Source organism: Micromonospora sp. CNB394, from assembly GCF_000374985.1.
GTDB classification, from domain to species: Bacteria; Actinomycetota; Actinomycetes; order Mycobacteriales; family Micromonosporaceae; genus Micromonospora; species Micromonospora marina.
This window is the reverse complement of sequence record NZ_KB895849.1, coordinates 12,764-31,467: the sequence shown is the minus strand read 5'-3', so window position 1 is coordinate 31,467 and position 18,704 is coordinate 12,764. Positions and strand designations below refer to the sequence as shown.

The following is an 18,704-nucleotide window of genomic DNA, read 5'->3' as shown; positions in this document are numbered from 1 at the left end:
ATCGCACCGGTCAGTTCCGCAGGGTGACGCGGGACAGGTCGGGGAACTGGAGTTCCCGCACGCCGTCCACACGATCGGAGGCGGCGTTGATCGTCGGCACGAACACCGGAGCGATCTGGTTGCCCTTCTCCCACAGCAACTTCTGCGCCTGGTGCGACGCGGTGAGCCGCTCCTGGCCGGTCACGGCGCTCCGGGCGGTCAGCACCAGAGCGTCGACGTCCGGGAAGGTGCCCGGGGTGTGGTTGATCTCGAAGTACGCCGGCGGGGTGTAGCCCGCTTTGAACGGCCAGGACAGATAGGCCGGGTAGTCGGCGAACAACTGTCCGGCGGGCAGCTCCCGCAGCGTGGCCTGGACACCGATCGCCTTGAGATCCTCGATGATCAGCGTGGCGGTCTCCACCATGCCGGGCATCTCCGGGCCGGCGGTCAGCTCGACCTTGATCCCAGCTGCCCCGGCCTCGGTCAGCAGTTGCTTTGCTCGCTCGGGATCATGGCCGCGCTGGGCCAGAGCGGTGTTGTAGGAGGGGAAGCCGAGGGCGGGAATGTCGTTGCCCACGAAAGCTCGCCCGTAATAGACGTTCTGCACGATCCGTTCCCGATCGACCGCCAGCCGGAAGGCTTCCCGGACCCGGGGATCATCGAACGGTTTGGCCTTGATGTTCATCGTGTACTGCAGGTAGGAGGCGTACGGCAGCTCACTGTTCGTGACCTTGAGGCCGTCGGCGGTCTCCAGGGTCTTCGCCTCGGCGGGACCGACCGCGCTGATGAAGTCGACCTGACCCTGCCGGAGCGCGTTCACACGTGCTGAGCCGTCTGGGATCGAGCGCAGCTCGATCTTCTCCAGCGCCGGCGCCTGCCCGTAATAGCTGTCGTTGCGCTTGAGCAGCGTGGACTGCCCCGGCTCGAAGGACTCGATGGTGAACGGGCCGGACGACGGTGTGCTCGTGGTGAACTCCGTCGTCTTGTCCGGGATCGCGAGCGTCGTCTGGCAGATCACCTCCCGTCCGTCGGCGATCGGCGACTTTGCCGGGAGGATCACCGTCGATGCATCCGGGGCGGAGGCCGCATCCATGTCGAAGTTCCGGGAGATGAGCATCGTGAAGGGAAGGCCCTTCAACAGCATCGGCGCACGCAACGAATACAGCACATCCGCCGAGGTCAGCAACTTACCGTCAGTGAACTTGACGCCGTCACGGACGCGGAGGGTGTAGGTCTTCAGATCCTCGGAGGCCGTGATCGTCTCGACCACGCCGTACGACACGCCGTCCGGCGCCTTCGGGTCCAGCTCGCACAGCGGGGCGTGCACGAGCTTCGCCCGGACGAAGTCGAGGGCGGTGGGACCGGCCAGGTAATTGAGCGTCTCACTCGATCCGCCGCCCGCGAATGCCGCGCGCAGGGTCCTCTCGGCGGACTTCGAGCTGCCCGCCGGATCGCCTTCGGAGCACCCCGCTGCGGCAAGGAGTGCCCCCACGGTGACGGCCGCGGCCAGGTTACGTGCCGTGGTCGATTTCATCCAATATCATCACTTTCTGCCATCAGGGCATTCAATCGTGTCGTAGGTTTACTACGTATACCACTTCTTGAAAACGATTGTCACCTCCTACTGGTCGGGAGTGCGATGAAAACTCCGGCGCCGTTGACCCGCGACGCGATCGTGGGCAAGGCACTCGACATCGCCCACCGCGAAGGTCTGGGCGCCGTGACCATGCGCGCCGTAGCCGGCAGCCTCGGGGTCACTGCCATGGCGCTCTATCGCCATGTGACGGACCACGAGCAGCTCGTGCGACTGGTTGCCGACCGCATCGGTGGGCTGGTTCGGCCGCGTTCGGCTGCGGACGCCTCGTGGGAGCAGCGCGCCCGGGCCTGGGCGCAGACACAGCGCGAAACACTCCGGCAGTACCCCGGCGTGGCGGCGTGGCTGATCAACAACGGTCCGGCCGGCCCAGAGGCCTACCGTCTACTCGACAACCTGCTTGAGACACTCCACGACGCCGGATTCGACGACGCGACAGCCATCAGCGGCGCCGCGACGATCATGAGCTGGACGTTCACGCGGGTCGCGATCGAGGACTCCGCGGATGACCGCGTTCGTCGCCGTTCACCGGTGCGCACCGCAGCGTTCTTGGACGGCCTGTCCGGCGTCGACGCCGCCGTACATCCGTTCGCCACCGGGATGGGACCCACATTCTTCACCCTGCCGCCGCCTGAGATCTTCGACACCGGCCTCGACTGGATCCTGACCGGATTCGGCCAGAGCTTGAATTAGAGCTGACGGCTTCCCGACTCGGCATGCGCGCAGCCGATCGCGACACGGCAGGACTACGCCGTCGACAGCACCAACCGCTCGTTCTGTGCGCCCACGCCCACGTCGACGTCACCGCCGCGCTGGCAAGAGGAGGCGCCGAATCCGATGCCGGCCCGACTCCCCTCACCCTCGGCCGAACCCTTCAGACGCGGGCCAGCACAGGCCACCGCCGAAACAGGCGAGCACCAACGTCCCACCAAGCCGGACCGACGACCAGGAGGATGGGAGAGAAGAAGGCCGCGACCCCGGTTCTAGTGTTCTGTCTCAGTTCTGACTAGCCGTTTGCTGGAGGGCGGCTCGTCCATGTCGGACCTTGGCCAGGATCGACTCGGCGGTGGCGGTCCACACGAACGGCTTCGGGTTGCAGTGCGAAGGTGCAGACGACACCATCGCCCACCGACTGACCGGCGTGTCCGGGGTGCGCTACATCGCGGGGGAGGCAAGCTGCACCCTCCGAACTCACGGCGCCCGTGGAGCCGATGCCCACTCCGCGCCCGGCGCGGGTCACGGGACCAGCAGTAACTTCCCTGCGGCGCGGCGTGCCTGCAATTCCTCGTGCAGTGACCCTTTCGCCAAGCATTCGGTCAGGAGCCTCCTGCGGTGGAAGCCGCAGGAGGCTCGCCGGTGGGCGGTTCGACGAGCAGGAGGCGGAACGCTACCTGCCGGCGCGACCGATCATGCGGATGGGTGCGTGAAGTAGTGGCCCTGCTCGAGGTCCTCGATGAGCCCCGGCTGGACCGGCCGCCACCCGAGCAGCTCGCGGGTGAACGCGCTGGATGCCGGCTGATCGCCCGCGAGGACCATCCCGAGAAAGCCGTAATCCTCGGCCGGGACGGAGGCCGTCGGCAGGTCAAGGTGGCGACCGATCACTGCGGCGATGTCGCGGATCGGCACGCCCTCGTCGGCGACCGCATGCAACGTCGATCCCGCCGGGGCCTGCTCCAGCGCCAGGCGAAACAGGTGCGCGGCATCGAGCCGGTGCACGGCGGGCCAGCGGTGCGACCCATCGCCGACGTAGCCGGAGACGCCCTTGTCGCGGGCGATACCAACCAGCATCGCGATGAAGCCGGGATCTCCTTCGCCGTGCACTGTCCGGGGCAGCCCCACGACGGACGAGCGAACGCCGCGTGCCGCCATGCCGAGGGCCAACTCGGCGTTCGCGGCCCGGCCCGCTGCCGGACCGGCGGAAGCGTGCTTGTCGCGCTCGGTCGCCACGCGTCCGGGCACTGCAGGCGTCCCGGAGGCGATGACGAGGGGCTTGCCGGTGCCCACGAGCGCGGCGCCCAGTGTCTCGATGGCGCGCGCATCGGCCTGCACCGAGGCCTCGAACTGGGTGAAGTCGTGGATGAAGGCGAGGTGGATGACCCCGTCGGAGCTGGCGGCCCCGGCGCGCAGGGTGTCCAAGTCGTCCAGGTCGCCGCGTAGCACCTCGGCTGCAGTGGCGGCGATAGCGGCGGCCGAGGAATCCGAGCGAGCGAGCCCCACAACCTGATGACCCGCGCCGATGAGCTCGGGAACGACCGCGGAGCCGATCCAGCCGGACGCGCCGGTGACAAACACACGCATGAGAAGACCTCCAGGTGACCGACTTCGCTGGCGCCGGGCTTGCGCCGAGACTGTCGATGTCAGTTGCTGTCATCAGCGTATCACCTGATGTCAGTCTCTGTCATCAAGTAGGATCGGGGGCATGGGGCGATGGGAGCCAAACGCGCGCGGCCGACTGGAGCAGGCCGCACTGGAGCTCTACATCGAGCGCGGGTTCGAACAGACCACGGTCGCGGAGATCGCCAAGCGGGCGGGGCTTGCGGAGCGAACCTTCTTCCGGCACTTCGCCGACAAGCGCGAGGTTCTGTTCGGGGGCGCGGGCACACTGCAGGAGTTCCTCGTGAGTGCCCTCGCCGACGCATCCGATGCCGCCACTCCGATCGACGCGGTCGCGGCGGCCTTCGAGGCCGCCGGCACCCTGCTCCAGGAGCGTCGCGAGACCGCCCGACAGCGCCAGGCGGTCATTGCCGCGAACGCAGAGCTTCGAGAGCGTGAGTTGATCAAGCTCGCATCGCTCGCCTCGGCACTCGCCGACGCATTACGCCAGCGCGGCGTGACAGACTCAGCCGCGAGCCTGGCCGCTGAGGCAGGGAGCGCCATCTTCAGGATCGCGTTCGAGCGCTGGATCAACGAAGCCGGCCAGCCAGACTTGCCGCACCTCATCCGAGAGTCGCTCGACGAACTCAAAGCCCTGACCGCGGGCAAATAACGGCAGGCCCAAGCGCTGGCTCGCTCGCGCAGCGGGTGCCGTCCGCGTTCGTCCGTGTCGGTCGCCGTTCGCGGTGCGTCTTTCCGGGGCTGGGTACCGGTGATTCCGTTCGGGTTCACGCTGTCGCCGGTCTGGGTCCGCACCGGGCACACCGCCGGTGGCGGTCGCATCGTGGTTCATCAGCGTTCGCCGCTGGTCTCGGGGGCGAAGTGCTGTACCGCGAACGCGATGGCCGCGGCGATGTCGTCGTCGCTGGTTCCCCAGGCGGCCTGGATGGCGGCAGCCCAGGCGTGGCAGCTACGGGTGGCGAACTCCTTCGCGTCGGGAGTGTCCTGCCAGCTGGCGGGGTCGAACGTCATGCGGTGCAGGATGAGGTCGAGGCCGAGCAGCGCCAGGTCCCAGCCGCCGCCGATTCCGATCGTGCCTCCGGGACCGTAGGTGCGTACCAACTCGTCGACGATCTCGGCGGGTGAGGTGTGCTCCAGCTCGAAGACGGTGTGGTCGCTGTCGCCGGGCGCCAGGCGTACCACGACCTCGGTCGGCATCCCCTCGCCGAAGACCCAGGTCACCTTGATCAGGTGGGGTTTCTCGCAGCGTAGGATGTCGCCGCCGGCGTTGTCCTTGAGCTGGAACGTGCCGCCGGGCCGCAGGTCGCCCTCGATCGGGCCCAGCCAGCGACTGAGCCGCTGCGGGTCGGTGCAGGCGCTCCACACGTCCTCGATCGGGGCGTCGTAGACCCGCCGCAGCAGCAGCGACCGCCCTGCGCCGGTGGCGAGCGCCTGGTTGCCGATCTCCCGGTGGGTGGCGTTGATTTGGTTGACGATGTCGATCACGTTGATTCCTCGCTATCCGACTCGGCTGCCTGACGACGATCGGGTGTCTCGGCAGTGTTTCCACGGCTGTCGTGCTGCTCGCGGTGTTGGCGTTCGCCACGGGCGAGTTCGGTGGCCAACGCGTCCAGGCGCTGGTTCCAGAACTGCCGGAAGCGCTCCAGCCAGATGTCGACCTCCCGCAGGGGCGCTGCGTCGACGGCGTAGAGGCGGCGCGTACCGGCCGGGCGGACGGTGACGAAACCCGACTCCCTCAGCACTCGCAGGTGCTGCGAGACCGCGGGTGCTGAGATGCCGAACTCTGCGCGGATGACCTCGGTGACGGCGCCAGCGGCCTGTTCGCCGTCGGCGAGTACTTCCAGTACCCGGCGTCTGACTGGGTCGCCGAGGATGTCGAACGCATGCACCCAGGAACTATCCCAGTACCCGCTTAATTAAGTCAACGCTTATTCATGGGGACGCTGATCGCTGTCCACCGGGAAGCGCAGGACCCTCGGCGCGAACCCAGGGAACGGGCGTGGCGTCGGTACTCGGGTGGGGGGTTGTTCAGTCGGGCCCGATGCTCGGGTCTGGCGCCCTGCCAGGAAATTCGCGGTCGTGGTCCGGCCCTGATACCGCGCTGAGGCTGCCGACGGCAGCTGCGCCGTCGAGGGCACCGATGCGGTCCGGGCATCGTCCATACTGAGTGGCTTGGCCAGCCGCGCGGGTCGCCCATGGCGGCATGCATCCGGGCCCGCATGTCCAACGACCGTGGCTCGATGTTCATTGACTCAATCTCCATCGACTCAATGCCGCCCCTGATCCTGCGCGAGGAAAGGGTCGCCGAGTGCGACACGGGTCGGCTGGCTGGACGGACGGGACGCCAACGTGCTTACATCATGCCGTGGTGATATCATCGGGACCTGATGTGATCAGGCTGCTGGCGGACCCGTTGCGGGCGCAGATCGTTGCGCTCCTCGCCCAGGGCCCCGCCTGCACCTGCCACCTGGTGGAGGACACCGGGGCGAAGCAGCCGAACATCTCCAACCACCTTCGACTGCTGCGTGAGGCTGGCGTGGTGGTCACCGAACCGCACGGGCGGTTCACCTACTACCGCCTGGTGCCCGAGACGCTCGAAGCCGCCGCCGGGCACCTGACCGACATGGCGAGCCAGGCTCGCGCCCGATCCGAGGCTCGCAGGGAGTGCCCATGACCCACACCGACCAGCGCGGGGCAGAGACGTCCGCCGTGGTGGCCCGCTTGTCCCGCCTGGACCAGTTCCTCCCGATCTGGATCGGCCTGGCGATGGTGGCCGGCATTCTCCTCGGCCGTCTCATCCCTGGCCTGAACAGCGCCCTGGAAGCGGTGAAGATCGGCGGTATCTCCCTGCCGATCGCCCTCGGCCTGCTGATCATGATGTATCCGGTGCTGGCCAAGGTGCGCTACGACCGGCTCGACACCGTCACCGGCGACCGACGGCTGTTGTTCTCCTCGCTGCTGCTCAACTGGATCGTCGGCCCGGCGCTGATGTTCGCCCTGGCGTGGATCTTCCTGGCCGACCAGCCGGAGTACCGCACCGGTCTGATCATCGTCGGCCTGGCCCGCTGCATCGCCATGGTCATCATCTGGAACGACTTGGCCTGCGGCGACCGGGAAGCCGCCGCCGTCCTCGTCGCGCTCAACTCGGTCTTCCAGGTCCTCGCCTTCGGTCTGCTCGGCTGGTTCTACCTAACCCTGCTGCCGCAGTGGCTCGACCTGCCCGGCGCCGAGCTGACCGTCTCCGGCTGGGATATCGCCGTCAACGTCCTGATCTTCCTCGGTATCCCGCTGCTCGCCGGTTTCCTCACCCGCCGGCTGGGAGAGCGGGCCAAGGGCCGCCAGTGGTACGAGGCGAGTTTCCTGCCGAAGATCGGTCCGGTCGCCCTCTACGGCCTGCTGTTCACCATCGTCATCCTGTTCGCCCTGCAGGGCGACGCCATCACCTCCCGGCCCTGGGACGTGGCGCTGATCGCGGTGCCGCTGCTGGCGTACTTCGCCATCATGTGGGCCGGGTCCTATGCCCTGGGTCGGGCCATCGGTCTGAACTACGAGCGCACCACCACCCTGGCGTTCACCGCCGCCGGCAACAACTTCGAACTGGCCATCGCCGTGGCGATCGGCACGTTCGGGGTAACCAGCGGGCAGGCCCTCGCCGGGGTGGTCGGCCCGCTGATCGAGGTGCCGGTGCTGGTCGCGCTGGTCTACGTCAGCCTCGGCCTGCGACGTCGACTGTTCCCCACCGTCACCGCACCGGCGGCGCTGCGATGAACTGCCTCGACTGCGGCACCGCCGCAGTGCGCCACCTGCAACGCCGCATACCTCGCCGCCACCGCATGACCCACGAATAAAGGAGTGCCGACATGTCCGACAAGCCCAGCGTGCTGTTCGTCTGTGTCCACAACGCCGGCCGCTCCCAGATGGCCGCCGGGTGGCTGCGTCACCTCGCCGGCGACACCGTCGAGGTCCGCTCCGCAGGCTCGGCCCCCGCCGAGACCGTCAACCCCGCCGCCGTCGAGGCCATGCGCGAGGTCGGCATCGACATCACCGACCAGACCCCCAAACTACTGGAGTACGCCGCCGCCGAGTCCTCCGACGTCATCGTCACCATGGGCTGCGGCGACGCCTGCCCGGTCTTCCCCGGCAAGCGCTACGAGGACTGGAAGCTCGACGACCCCGCCGGCAAGGGCCTCGAGACGGTTCGTCCCATCCGCGACGACATCCGCGACCGGGTGCAGCAGCTACTCGGCGAGCTTGTCCCCGGCGGCGCGGACCGGGCGTGACCGGCTGCTGATCATCGGCGGCAGTGACGCCAGGATCTCCGCGCGGGACCACGGGCCCGGGAGATGGGCGCTCGCGTCACCGCTGCCGGTGGTCGCCGGCTCGTACCCTAATCAGTTGATCTCGCATCATGTAGCACATCTCCGGCGACGTGCCCGACTGGCACGACCTGGCCCACCGCTCGCGGGCTGACCTGGAGGAGGCGGGCCGGCGACTGATCCTGGACACCCCCGTCCACCTCGGCTACCGCGACACCGCCGTGTCACACGCCCGGCCTAACGCCGCACCGGACCTGCCGGCCCGCGCCGCAGCGGGTACCTTGCTGTGCATGGCTGGTCCGGCGATTTCGGCATGCGAGGACACCGCGCTGGTGGTCGCCCGGTCAACCCGTCTGCCCACTCATCGGCCGAGGCGGACGGAAGGGACGCGATGAGCCGGGACAGCTACGGCGAACAGCTCGACCGGCTCACCGGGCTCCTCGCGACGATGAGCCGTGATGCGGCGGCGGCCATCCGGGGCGCCAGCAGCGGCATCCTGGAGGTCGACCGCGCCGCCGCGGAGGCGGTACTGCACGGCGACGCCCTGCTCGACGCTCAGCGCGCCGACGTCGAGGCGAGGATCCCGCTGCTGCTGGCACGACATCAGCCTGTCGCCTCGGACCTGCGGCTGGTGCTGTGCGCGATGCGTATCGCCGGCGACCTCGAACGCATGGGCGACCTGGCCGTGCATGTGGCCAAGGTCGCGCTGATGCGTCATCCCGTCACCGTGGTGCCGCCGCTGGCCACGGACGTGCTCACCACCCTGGCGGATGCGGCCGCGCGGATCGCGGACAAGGCAACTGTGGTCCTGGCGACCCGGGACCCTCTGGACGCGATGCAGCTGGGTCTGGACGACGATGAGGTCGACGCCGCCCATGCGAGCCTGCTGTCACTGCTCGTGTCGGCCTGGCCCTATGGCATCGAGTCGGCGATCGATCTCGCGCTCGTGGGCCGTTATTACGAGCGTTACGCCGACCATGCGGTCAACGTCGCGCGGCAAGTCGTGTACCTCGTGACCGGCGACATCCGGCTCTGACCGGCTCATCTTCGGACATCCAGGCATAGCCCCGTCGTCACGACACATTTCTGTAGCGGCCGGCCACGTTATGCGCTGGGGAGTTCATTTTTCGTTCACCTACGGCCGGTGGGCCGGCTACCTGGCCCTTCTACCTTGGCTGGCGTACGGCCCGCACGGGCCGATACACCCCCATAGAGAGGCTTACCTGGTGAACCGCAACGTGCTTTCGCGGCGCGTCCTCGCCGGCGTCGCGCTCGCCGCGCTCGCGCTTACCGGCTGCAGCAACAACCCGGAGAACGGCGAGAACACCGCCGCTGGCGGCGGCGAGAAGCTGTCGGGTCAGGTCATGGTTGACGGGTCGAGCACCGTGGCCCCGCTGAGCGAGGCCGCGGCCTCCATCTACCAGGCCGACGGTGGCCAGCCCGGCGTGAACGTTTCGGTCGGCACCTCCGGCACCGGTGGCGGCTTCGAGAGGTTCTGCAAGGGCGAGACCGACATCTCCAACGCCTCCCGCCCGATCAAGGACTCCGAGAAGCAGGCCTGCGAGGCCGCGGGCATCAAGTACAAGGAACTGATCGTCGCCAACGACGCACTCACCGTGGTCGTCAGCAAGGACAACACCTGGGCCGACTGCCTCACGGTCGACCAGCTGAAGAAGATCTGGGAGCCGGGCTCGAAGGTCGCCAACTGGAACCAGGTGGACCCGAAGTTCCCGAGTGAGCCGCTGAAGCTCTTCGGTGCCGGTACCGACTCGGGCACCTTCGACTACTTCACCGCCGAGATCAACGGTGAGGAGGGTGCCAGCCGCACCGACTACACCGCCTCGGAGAACGACAATGTGACCGTGCAGGGTGTCGCCGGCACCAAGGGCGGCCTGGGCTACTTCGGCTTCACCTACTTCGAGGAGAACGCCGACAAGCTCAAGGCGCTGAAGGTCGACGGTGGCGCCGGCTGCGTCGAACCGAGCCTGCAGACTGCGCAGGACAACACCTACAAGCCGCTGTCCCGCCCGCTGTTCATCTACGTCAGCGACGCCGGGGCCAAGAAGCCGCACGTCGAGAACTTCGTCACCTTCTACATCGAGTCGATCGACGACATCGTCAAGGAGGCGAAGTTCGTTCCTCTGACCGAGCAGCAGAAGGGCACGCTCAAGAGCGAGTTCGACGCCCTGAAGGCCGCGGCCTGACGTGACCACCAGCACCCGGAGCGCCGGTTCCGCCGCAGGGAACACCCTGCGGCGGGGCCGGCGCCGCCCCGTGGAGAGCATCGTCCAGGTGCTCCTCGTCGCTGCCGCGCTCGTGTCGATCGTGACCACGGTCGGCATCATCATCGCCCTCGCCAACCCCACGATCGAGTTCTTCCAGCAGGTCAGCATCGTCGAGTTCTTCACCGGCACCAGCTGGACCCCCACCTTCCTGCAGAAGGCGTACGGGGTGCTGCCGCTGGTGTCGGCGACCATCGTGGTGACGGTCATCGCCCTGGTCATCGCGGTGCCGATCGGTCTCGGGTCAGCGATCTACCTGGCTGAGTACGCCAAGCCGGGCACCCGCAAGGTGCTCAAGCCGGTCGTCGAGCTACTGGCCGGCGTGCCGACTGTGGTGTACGGCTTCGTCGCCCTGTTCGCGCTCAACCCGCTGCTGCAGAAGTGGTGGCCCACCGAGAACGGTCCCGGTTTCCAGAACCTACTCATCGCGGGTATCGCGATGGGCATCATGATCGTTCCGACGATCGCCAGCATCTCCGAGGACGCGATGTCCTCGGTACCGCGCAGCCTGCGCGAGGGCGCGTACGCGCTGGCCTCGACGAAGATGCAGGTGTCGACCCGGGTGGTGGTCCCCGCCGCCATCTCCGGCATCGTCGCAGCGGTCGTGCTGGGCATCTCCCGCGCGGTGGGCGAGACGATGATCGTCACCATCGCCGGTGGTCTGACCTCCGACCGGGTGGTGTTCAACCCGCTGGAGGGCGCGGCCACGATGACCGCCTTCATCGCCAACATCTCATCCGGCGACATCCCGGTCGGATCGCTCGACTACGACTCGGTCTTCGCCGTCGGCGCACTGCTGTTCCTGATCACCTTCGCGCTCAACGCCGTGTCGATCCGGATGGTCCGCCGTTTCAGGGAGGTCTACGAGTGAGCACCCCGACCCTCACCCCCACCCGGCCGGATCCCTCCGCGCCGGGTGCGGCGCTCACCCAGCGCCGCAGCCGCCCCGGCGAGCTGGCCTTCCGTGTGGCGATGCAGTCCTGCCTGGCCGTCGCCTTCGGTGTGCTCGCCAGCCTGCTGGGCTGGGTTCTGATCAAGGGTTGGAACCGGCTGGACTCGCGACTGTGGACCGAGATGCCCACCGGACTGACGAGCCGGTTGGACACCGCTGGTGTCCAGTCCGCCTTGGTCGGCACCGTGTGGATCATCTCGCTGGTCGCGGTGATCTGTCTGCCCATCGGCGTCCTCTCCGCCATCTACCTGGAGGAGTACGCCAACAACACCCGCTGGTACAACCGGCTGCTGGAGCTGAACATCCAGAACCTGGCCGGTGTGCCGTCGATCATCTTCGGCATCCTCGGCCTGGGCATCATCGCCCGCACCCTCGGGCTCGGTTTCACCGTCATCACCGCGGCGATCGTGCTGTCGCTGCTGGTGCTTCCGGTGGTCATCATCGCCTCCCGGGAGGCCATCCGGGCGGTGCCGCAGTCGATCCGGCAGGCCTCGTACGCGCTCGGCGCCACCAAGTGGCAGACCGTCTCCCGGCAGGTCCTTCCGTCGGCGGTGCCGGGCATCGCAACCGGGTCGATCCTGGCCCTGTCACGGGCGATCGGTGAGGCCGCGCCACTGCTGGTCCTCGGCGCCGTCACCTTCATCACCTTCAACCCGGACGGTTTGGACAGCGCCTACACCGCACTGCCGATCCAAATCTTCACGTTCATCGCGAGGTCCCAGTCCGAGTACACCGAACTGGCGGCCGGGGCGATCGTCCTGCTGTTGACGATCGTGCTGGCGATGAACTCCATCGCCATCTTCGTGCGGAACCGGTTCGAGAAGCGCTGGTGAGCATCCGTGACGTATCAGCCGCTGCATCGCCGCCCGAGAACGAGTCTGAGGTGACCACCGTGAATCCCGATACCACCAGCCGCCCCGCGGTCAACATCGCCGGCGTCCAGCCGGCCGCCGGGCACCAGCCCCGCCCGACCACGCCGGTAATGGAACTGTCCGGCGTCAGCGTGTACTACGGCGCCTACGAGGCCGTGCGCGGCACGTCGATGCCGATCCAGGAGAAGCAGATCACCGCGATGATCGGCCCCTCCGGCTGCGGCAAGTCCACCATCCTGCGGTCGCTGAACCGGATGAACGACCTCATCCCCGGTGCCCGCGTCACCGGATCGGTGACCTATCACGGTCAGGACCTGTACGCCAAGGAGGTCGACCCGATCGAGGTCCGCCGCCGCATCGGCATGGTCTTCCAGAAGCCGAACCCGTTCCCGAAGTCGATCTACGACAACGTCGCCTACGGACCTCGGGTGACCGGCATGAAGGTCGCCAACATGGACGATCTGGTCGAGAAGGCGCTGCGTGACGCCGCACTCTGGGATGAGGTCAAGGACAAGCTGAAGACCAGCGGCCTGTCCCTGTCCGGAGGTCAGCAGCAGCGCCTGTGCATCGCCCGGACCATCGCGGTCAAGCCGGAGATCATCCTGATGGACGAGCCGTGCTCGGCGCTCGACCCGATCGCCACGGCCAAGATCGAAGACCTGATGTTCGAGCTGTCGAACGACTACACGATCGTCATCGTGACGCACAACATGCAGCAGGCCGCCCGGGTCAGCCACTACACCTCCTTCTTCACCGCCGAGGTCGACGAGAAGCAGGAGCGCCACGGTCGACTGGTGGAGTTCAGCCCCACGGGCAAGCTGTTCACCAACCCGACCGACAAGCGCACCGAGGACTACATCACCGGCCGGTTCGGCTGACAGACGCGCCAAGGTGCCCGTGGCCGCAGGACTCACCGCGGAGGTGCAGTCGGCAGATCGTCTCCTCGCGTGGGGCTTCGCAGGTGTGGCGAAGCCCCACTATCGAGGCCCGAGACCTGCACGATGGGCTCACGGGCCGTTGTGTCATGCCGTGCGCGCGGGCCGCAGCACGGCCAACGTCCTCAAGCCCACCGCGAGCCGGTCTGAGGGCATGAGCTGAACCGGAGAGCCGGGTACCGATGAACAACCTCGTCGAGGCCACCGCCGGCGACCGACGCCACGACGGTCGACTCGTGCTGCTCGTGGTCGATGACGACGATGTGCTCGGCGCGGAGCTGGTCGACCAGCTGACCGCCCACCGGATCCGCGGGCACCACTTCCCGCACCCCGCGGAGGCGCTGCTCGGCGCGGGCACCTTGCAACCGGACGCCGCGCTGGTCGCCGCCGGACTGACCACCATGAGCAGCACCGACCTGGTGCGGCTGCTCGCCGGCCGGGCCGGCATCCCGACGGTCGTCGGCATCGGCGACGACGACGGGCCGCGGGCCGCCGCCGTACTCAGGGAAGGCGCCACGGCCTGCGTACGGCGCCCCTACCGCACCGACGAGATCATTCCGATCCTCCGGGCCATCCGCCCGGACAGCGCCAGTTCCCTCGACCCGCCCGTCGAGATCGGCGGGCTCCGCGCCGACCCCGCCACACTGGAGGTGCACCTGCACGGGCGCCTCGTGGCGCTGCCGATGAAGGAGTTCCGCCTGTTGTACTTCTTCATGACCAACGCCGACCGCACCGTCACCCGCGAGCAACTGCTCTCAGCGGTGTGGCACGGACCGTCCGGGGACACGTCCAACACCCTCACCGTGCACATCAAACGCCTGCGCAAGCGACTGGGCCTGGACAACGGCCAGCCGCCGATGATCGTGACCGTCCGCGGGCTGGGCTACCGGTTCATCCCTCCCGCCATGACGACGTCGGCCTACCCGCCCCTGTCATGACCACCGCCGACGAACCAACCGAGCCGACGGTGCCGATCACACCGACGGCACCGGCAGAGGCGACGGAGTCGGTCGTCGAGAAGGCGCGTTCGTCGACGCAGCGCGCCTCTGACGTGGTGCTGGTCGCCGTGCCCGTCGCCTACGTCCCGCACGTCGCGCGGCTGCTCGCCGGACTCGACGCCGAGTCCAAGCCGCGCCCGGCGCCACGAGGACCGCTGCGCCCCAGAACGGAACCGCAGGCCACGCCTTGGCCGGTCGAGGAACTTCGCCGACTCAGCAACGGACGCAGCCTGACCCACCGGACAGTGGTCCGGGTGCTGGACGCGCTCGCGCGCCGCCCGGGAGAACTGTTGAGCGGCCAGGAGCTGGCAGGTGCGGCCGGCACCACCCGGGAGAAGCTCGTCGGGGCTTTCGCCGGGCTGACACGCCTGCTCAAGGCGCACTACGACTTCCCCAGCCTCGGCATGCCGTTCACACGCGTTCCGGGTGGTCCCGAGGGACGGCCGCCAGAGATGTACTACCGCATCGACGACGAACAGGCGAGGCGGTGGAGGCGGGCACGCGGCCACGCCGCTGATTGAGCCTCCGTGCGACGACCCGTCCGCACGTGCACGGGGACATCCCCCGTTCATCGGGCGGATTTATTTCTGCCACTTCCTGTCGTGGTTGCGGTCCACCTCGCCTGCCTAGCGTCCCGGATGACAACACTTCAGACCTGCTCAGGAGAGACCCCATGACGGAGTTCCGGCCCGCACACCTGCTGCCGGTCCTGGCCGGCCACGGCGGACGCAGCGCGATGACCTGCCAGTACCGCTGCGGTAACGCCTGTTCCCACCCGGCGCCCAACACCTCGGACAACCCGTACTTCGGTGACATCGCCGGCGAGGTGTCTCGCCGCGGCCTGCTGCGCGCCGGCGCGCTCGGCGCCCTCGTCGTCGGTGCCGCCGGCACCATCGGCGCGACGGCCGGCGGCGAGGCCGCCCAGGCCGCCCAGGCCGCTGCGCCGGCTGTTCCCGAGGCCGCCCGGGCCACCGTTCCGGCCGGCTCGGGAGCGCTGACGTTCAAGCCGATCCCGCCGAACACTCTGGACACGGTGATCGTGCCCAACGGCTACGACCACTCGGTCCTGCTGGCGTGGGGTGACGAGGTCGTGCCCGGCGCCCCGGCGTGGCGGGCGGACCGGCAGAGCTCGGCGGCGCAGGCCAGGCAGTTCGGGTTCAACAACGACTGGCTGGTCACCCTGCCGCTGGACCGGCGCGGCCGGCGGGCGCTGCTGGTGGTCAACCACGAGTACACCAACGAGAACCTGATGTTCCCCGGCTTCACCACCCTCGACGCGCTCACCGTCGAGCAGATCAAGATCGCGATGGCCGCCCACGGTCTCAGCGTCGTCGAGGTCGAGCGCGTCGGCGACACCGGCGAATGGCGCCCCGTCGACAAGGGCGCCCGCCGCCTCAACCGGCGGATCACCGCTTCCACGAAGATGCGGTTCACCGGCCCCGCCGCCGGCAGCCCGCTGCTGCGCACCGCTGCCGACCCCCGCGGCCTGACCGTGCGCGGGTCGCTGAACAACTGCGCCGGCGGTCTCACCCCGTGGGGCACCATCCTGTCCGGTGAGGAGAACTTCAACCAGTACTTCGTCGGCGGCGACGGCGTCCCGGCCGAGGCCAAGTCGGCGCTGGCCCGCTACGGCATCGACACCGTCAACCGGTACCCGTCGGGTTCCCGCAAGTGGGAGCGGGCCGACGAGCGGTTCGACCTGACCCTCAACCCCAACGAGGCCAACCGATTTGGCTGGATCCTGGAACTCGACCCCTACGACCCGAACTCCACCCCGCGCAAGCACACCGCGCTGGGCCGGTTCAAGCACGAGGGCGCCGAGATCATCCTGTCCAAGGACGGCCGCGTCGTGGCGTACATGGGTGACGACGAGCGGTTCGACTACCTGTACAAGTTCGTCTCGGACAAGAAGATGCGCCGCGGCGACGGCCCCGCCGAGCGCGCCCACAACATGACCCTGCTGGAGTCCGGCACCCTGTACGTCGCGCAGTTCGACGCCACCTCCGCCAGTGAGATCGACGGCAGCGGCAAACTGCCCACCGACGGGGCGTTCAACGGCACCGGCCGTTGGATCCCCCTGGCCCGGGGCAACAAGTCGCTGGTGCCGGGGATGACCATCGACCAGGTCCTCGTGCACACCCGGCTCGCCGCCGACAAGGTCGGCCCGACCAAGATGGACCGCCCCGAGGACGTCGCGCCGAACCCGCGCACCGGCAAGGTCTACGCCGCGCTGACCAACAACACCCGCCGCGGCGCCGCCGGGCAGCCCGCCGCCGACGAGGCGAACCCGCGCGCCAACAACAAGCACGGCCACATCCTGGAGATCACCGAGAACCGCGGCGACAACGCCGCCGAGACGTTCACCTGGAACATCCCGATCGTCTGCGGTGACCCGGCCGACCCGTCGACCTTCTTCGCCGGCTACGACAAGACCAAGGTCTCCCCGATCTCCTGCCCGGACAACCTCGACTTCGACGCGCACGGCAACCTGTGGATCTCCACCGACGGCAACGCGCTGGGCTCCAACGACGGCCTGTTCGCCGTCCCGGTCGAGGGCCCGGAGCGCGGGCACGTCAAGCAGTTCCTCACCGTGCCGCCCGGCGCCGAGCAGGCCTCGGCCTACCTCGAGCCGGACAACCGCACCGCCTTCGTCTCCGTGCAACACCCCGGTGAGATCGACGGCGCCAGCATCGACAACCCCGCCTCCACCTGGCCGCACGGGGACTTCGCCCGCCCGGCCGTGATCACCGTCTGGCGACTGGACGGCCGCCAGATCGGCGCCTGACCCCACACCCACCGAGAGGAGGTGCCCTTCCCGCCAGGAAGGGCACCTCCTCTCCCTGTTTCCCCCCGCACCGCCGCCTCAGCAGCAGGTCAGCAGGTACGACCGAAATAGGGTCAGCCGACAGCTTCCACGTGTCCACCAGATGCGGCTCCAGGCCGAACGCCCGCCAGATCCGCGAAACCGCCGCCTGTGACAAGCCCGTCTCGCGCGCCATCGACCGGGTCGACCAGTGACTGTCCTGATTGGCCGGCTGCCGCTCGAGGGTCTTGACGATCACCTTATCGACCCGGTCGTCAGTGATCCGAAGCGGCGCCCCGGGCCGCGGCTCGTCGACGAGACCTTCCAACCGGCGCGCGAGAAACCGGCCACGCCACTTGCCCACCATGTCCCGCGGCACCCCAAGCCGCTGCGCGACGATTACCTGCTCGGCGATCTTGCCGTGCTCCGAAACCGCCTTATACCGAAGCTATTCAAACGACCTCAGAACGAACCGCGTCGGCGGTTCGAGGCTGAGCCAACCCTCGCACCTAGGCAGCCACAATATCAATGGGGGCGGTTCCTCACCTGCAGGTGAGGAACCGCCCCCATTGATATGGGTATCGACACCAAGGGTTAGGCATCTCGGCTTAACGCACCCAAAGCTCCCAGCTGTAGGCGGTGCGCCGGCATTGCCAGCCAGAGTAAAATCCGTCCTGGACGAGCGAGATGCCTCGGTACTGGCACGAATTGTAGTCGTTGAAGTGGGTGTAGAACCTCCAATCGGCAGCGGCGGCAGTGCCGGACTCAGCCGGCTTAGTCACCGCCACACCTGCTGCTGATACCGGAGTTCCGGCCAACACCAAGGCCGAGATTGCCATGGCTGCGATCGCCAGACTGGATGCCAACCTACGCATGACTAAGAATCCTTTCGTAGCGTTCGCGCTGTTTTAAGTCGCGCGGTCACTTTCAATAATTGACCGTAGTCGACGACTTGATGGCAAGACAAGGACTTGTTCTGCGAACGGGAGGCCAACAAGCTGTTTACTAGTTGATTCAATAACTTCAGGGTGATTAACTAGCTTGCAGAAGACGCCGATCGCGGCTAGGGAGCATCCCATGTCGGGCACGGTGATGGTCACGGGATCGACTTGATCAGATGCTGTGCGATAGCTATCAGTTCCCGGCGTCCGAGCGCCATGATCGCCGTGCGTACGCAACCCGCGCCGTCACGCACCTCGCCCTGCACGGGCAGGAGATGAACACGGCGGCCGGCAGAGTCACATCGAAAGCTCGCACTCACGCCTCGAACACATTAACGGCCAACTGCCAGTGCCACCGATAGCTATTGCTCCCGCCAGCTTCTGTACCGCGACGCACCGCACTCACTCCGACTTGACTGGCTCGACCTGCGGGCCCTCGGAAGAAGTCGTTAAGTGACACCGGGGAGGGTCAGCGTCCGGCCGCTGTCGTGGGTGTGATGCCGATCGGCGGCGGCGATATTTGTGGTCCCGGCGAGGCGGAGGGCACTGATGGCAGCGTTGCGTAGGGCGGCCATGGCCTGCGGTCCAGTGCCGGTACGGATCTGGCTGCGGTCTTCGTCGCAGGTGACGTCGCGGACCCAGCGGACTTTGATCGCGATGGACCAGTAGGACCACGCCGGTATGTCTGATCCAGGCGG

19 protein-coding genes are annotated in these 18,704 nt (G+C 67.9%); 14 read left to right on the top strand and 5 right to left on the bottom strand.

What is annotated here, in order from left to right; all coding sequences use genetic code 11:
- Positions 1–10: 10 nt before the first annotated feature.
- A complete protein-coding gene (locus C569_RS0122740) occupies positions 11–1,249 on the bottom strand; it encodes an ABC transporter substrate-binding protein (RefSeq protein ID WP_196806758.1) in 1,239 nt (412 codons plus the stop codon).
- A gap of 369 nt (positions 1,250–1,618) precedes the next feature.
- Between C569_RS0122740 and C569_RS31795 the strand changes: the two genes are divergently transcribed.
- Positions 1,619–2,266, top strand: a complete 648-nt coding sequence (locus C569_RS31795) for a TetR/AcrR family transcriptional regulator (protein WP_081636001.1) — start codon at positions 1,619–1,621, stop codon at positions 2,264–2,266.
- Positions 2,267–2,980: 714 nt separating this feature from the next.
- Here C569_RS31795 and C569_RS0122730 read toward each other — a convergent pair.
- Positions 2,981–3,871, bottom strand: coding sequence for an SDR family oxidoreductase (locus C569_RS0122730; protein ID WP_018788049.1), 891 nt, complete (start codon positions 3,869–3,871; stop codon positions 2,981–2,983).
- 121 nt (positions 3,872–3,992) lie between these two features.
- On the opposite strand from C569_RS0122730, the gene C569_RS0122725 reads away from it, so the two are divergent.
- Positions 3,993–4,559, top strand: a complete 567-nt coding sequence (locus C569_RS0122725) for a TetR/AcrR family transcriptional regulator (protein ID WP_018788048.1) — start codon at positions 3,993–3,995, stop codon at positions 4,557–4,559.
- A gap of 179 nt (positions 4,560–4,738) precedes the next feature.
- Here the strand turns inward: C569_RS0122725 and C569_RS0122720 are convergent, their stop codons facing one another.
- Complete coding sequence (locus C569_RS0122720) at positions 4,739–5,392, bottom strand: SRPBCC domain-containing protein (RefSeq protein ID WP_018788047.1); 654 nt, start codon at positions 5,390–5,392, stop codon at positions 4,739–4,741.
- Positions 5,389–5,796 carry a helix-turn-helix transcriptional regulator gene (locus tag C569_RS30805; RefSeq protein WP_018788046.1) on the bottom strand — a complete coding sequence of 136 codons (408 nt, stop codon included), beginning with the start codon at positions 5,794–5,796 and terminating at the stop codon, positions 5,389–5,391. The genes C569_RS0122720 and C569_RS30805 overlap by 4 nt, the downstream gene beginning before the upstream one ends.
- A gap of 500 nt (positions 5,797–6,296) precedes the next feature.
- On the opposite strand from C569_RS30805, the gene C569_RS0122705 reads away from it, so the two are divergent.
- From C569_RS0122705 to C569_RS0122655, 11 genes are all read left to right on the top strand, one after another.
- Positions 6,297–6,581: a helix-turn-helix transcriptional regulator gene (locus C569_RS0122705; RefSeq protein WP_018788045.1), complete on the top strand. Its 285-nt coding sequence runs from the start codon at positions 6,297–6,299 to the stop codon at positions 6,579–6,581.
- Positions 6,578–7,675, top strand: a complete 1,098-nt coding sequence (gene arsB / locus C569_RS0122700) for an ACR3 family arsenite efflux transporter (RefSeq protein WP_018788044.1) — start codon at positions 6,578–6,580, stop codon at positions 7,673–7,675. The genes C569_RS0122705 and arsB overlap by 4 nt, the downstream gene beginning before the upstream one ends.
- Before the next feature lie 92 nt (positions 7,676–7,767).
- A complete protein-coding gene (locus tag C569_RS0122695) occupies positions 7,768–8,187 on the top strand; it encodes an arsenate reductase ArsC (RefSeq protein ID WP_018788043.1) in 420 nt (139 codons plus the stop codon).
- 427 nt (positions 8,188–8,614) lie between these two features.
- Positions 8,615–9,259 carry a phosphate signaling complex protein PhoU gene (phoU, locus tag C569_RS0122690; protein WP_018788042.1) on the top strand — a complete coding sequence of 215 codons (645 nt, stop codon included), beginning with the start codon at positions 8,615–8,617 and terminating at the stop codon, positions 9,257–9,259.
- Between the two features lie 190 nt (positions 9,260–9,449).
- Complete coding sequence (locus C569_RS0122685; RefSeq protein ID WP_018788041.1) at positions 9,450–10,427, top strand: PstS family phosphate ABC transporter substrate-binding protein; 978 nt, start codon at positions 9,450–9,452, stop codon at positions 10,425–10,427.
- 1 nt (position 10,428) lies between these two features.
- On the top strand, positions 10,429–11,376 hold the full coding sequence (gene pstC, locus C569_RS0122680) for a phosphate ABC transporter permease subunit PstC (protein ID WP_018788040.1): 948 nt from the start codon (positions 10,429–10,431) through the stop codon (positions 11,374–11,376).
- Positions 11,373–12,290 carry a phosphate ABC transporter permease PstA gene (pstA, locus tag C569_RS0122675; RefSeq protein ID WP_018788039.1) on the top strand — a complete coding sequence of 306 codons (918 nt, stop codon included), beginning with the start codon at positions 11,373–11,375 and terminating at the stop codon, positions 12,288–12,290. Before pstC ends, pstA begins: the two co-directional genes overlap by 4 nt.
- Before the next feature lie 59 nt (positions 12,291–12,349).
- Positions 12,350–13,207: a phosphate ABC transporter ATP-binding protein PstB gene (gene pstB, locus C569_RS0122670; RefSeq protein WP_026268525.1), complete on the top strand. Its 858-nt coding sequence runs from the start codon at positions 12,350–12,352 to the stop codon at positions 13,205–13,207.
- A gap of 239 nt (positions 13,208–13,446) precedes the next feature.
- Positions 13,447–14,202, top strand: coding sequence for a response regulator transcription factor (locus tag C569_RS0122665; protein WP_018788037.1), 756 nt, complete (start codon positions 13,447–13,449; stop codon positions 14,200–14,202).
- On the top strand, positions 14,199–14,783 hold the full coding sequence (locus C569_RS0122660; protein ID WP_018788036.1) for a hypothetical protein: 585 nt from the start codon (positions 14,199–14,201) through the stop codon (positions 14,781–14,783). The genes C569_RS0122665 and C569_RS0122660 overlap by 4 nt, the downstream gene beginning before the upstream one ends.
- A 152-nt stretch (positions 14,784–14,935) precedes the next feature.
- Complete coding sequence (locus tag C569_RS0122655) at positions 14,936–17,047, top strand: PhoX family phosphatase (RefSeq protein ID WP_018788035.1); 2,112 nt, start codon at positions 14,936–14,938, stop codon at positions 17,045–17,047.
- Here the strand turns inward: C569_RS0122655 and C569_RS34505 are convergent.
- Positions 17,007–17,393: a helix-turn-helix domain-containing protein gene (locus C569_RS34505; RefSeq protein WP_231394869.1), complete on the bottom strand. Its 387-nt coding sequence runs from the start codon at positions 17,391–17,393 to the stop codon at positions 17,007–17,009. The genes C569_RS0122655 and C569_RS34505 overlap by 41 nt on opposite strands.
- Here C569_RS34505 and C569_RS34500 point away from each other — a divergent pair.
- Positions 17,277–17,621 (top strand): hypothetical protein, encoded by a 345-nt coding sequence (locus tag C569_RS34500; protein ID WP_231394871.1) that lies wholly within the window; start codon positions 17,277–17,279, stop codon positions 17,619–17,621. The two genes, C569_RS34505 and C569_RS34500, sit on opposite strands and share 117 nt — an antisense overlap.
- Positions 17,622–18,704 lie beyond the last annotated feature (1,083 nt).

Excerpts from the sequence above, each read along its gene's own strand:
- C569_RS0122665 (WP_018788037.1), top strand. The coding sequence starts at position 13,447 with ATGAACAACCTCGTCGAGGCCACCGCCGGCGACCGACGCCACGACGGT.
- arsB (WP_018788044.1), top strand. The coding sequence starts at position 6,578 with ATGACCCACACCGACCAGCGCGGGGCAGAGACGTCCGCCGTGGTGGCC.
- C569_RS0122655 (WP_018788035.1), top strand. The coding sequence starts at position 14,936 with ATGACGGAGTTCCGGCCCGCACACCTGCTGCCGGTCCTGGCCGGCCAC.
- C569_RS31795 (WP_081636001.1), top strand. The coding sequence starts at position 1,619 with ATGAAAACTCCGGCGCCGTTGACCCGCGACGCGATCGTGGGCAAGGCA.
- phoU (WP_018788042.1), top strand. The coding sequence starts at position 8,615 with ATGAGCCGGGACAGCTACGGCGAACAGCTCGACCGGCTCACCGGGCTC.
- C569_RS0122730 (WP_018788049.1), bottom strand. The coding sequence starts at position 3,871 with ATGCGTGTGTTTGTCACCGGCGCGTCCGGCTGGATCGGCTCCGCGGTC.
- C569_RS0122725 (WP_018788048.1), top strand. The coding sequence starts at position 3,993 with ATGGGGCGATGGGAGCCAAACGCGCGCGGCCGACTGGAGCAGGCCGCA.
- C569_RS0122695 (WP_018788043.1), top strand. The coding sequence starts at position 7,768 with ATGTCCGACAAGCCCAGCGTGCTGTTCGTCTGTGTCCACAACGCCGGC.
- C569_RS0122660 (WP_018788036.1), top strand. The coding sequence starts at position 14,199 with ATGACCACCGCCGACGAACCAACCGAGCCGACGGTGCCGATCACACCG.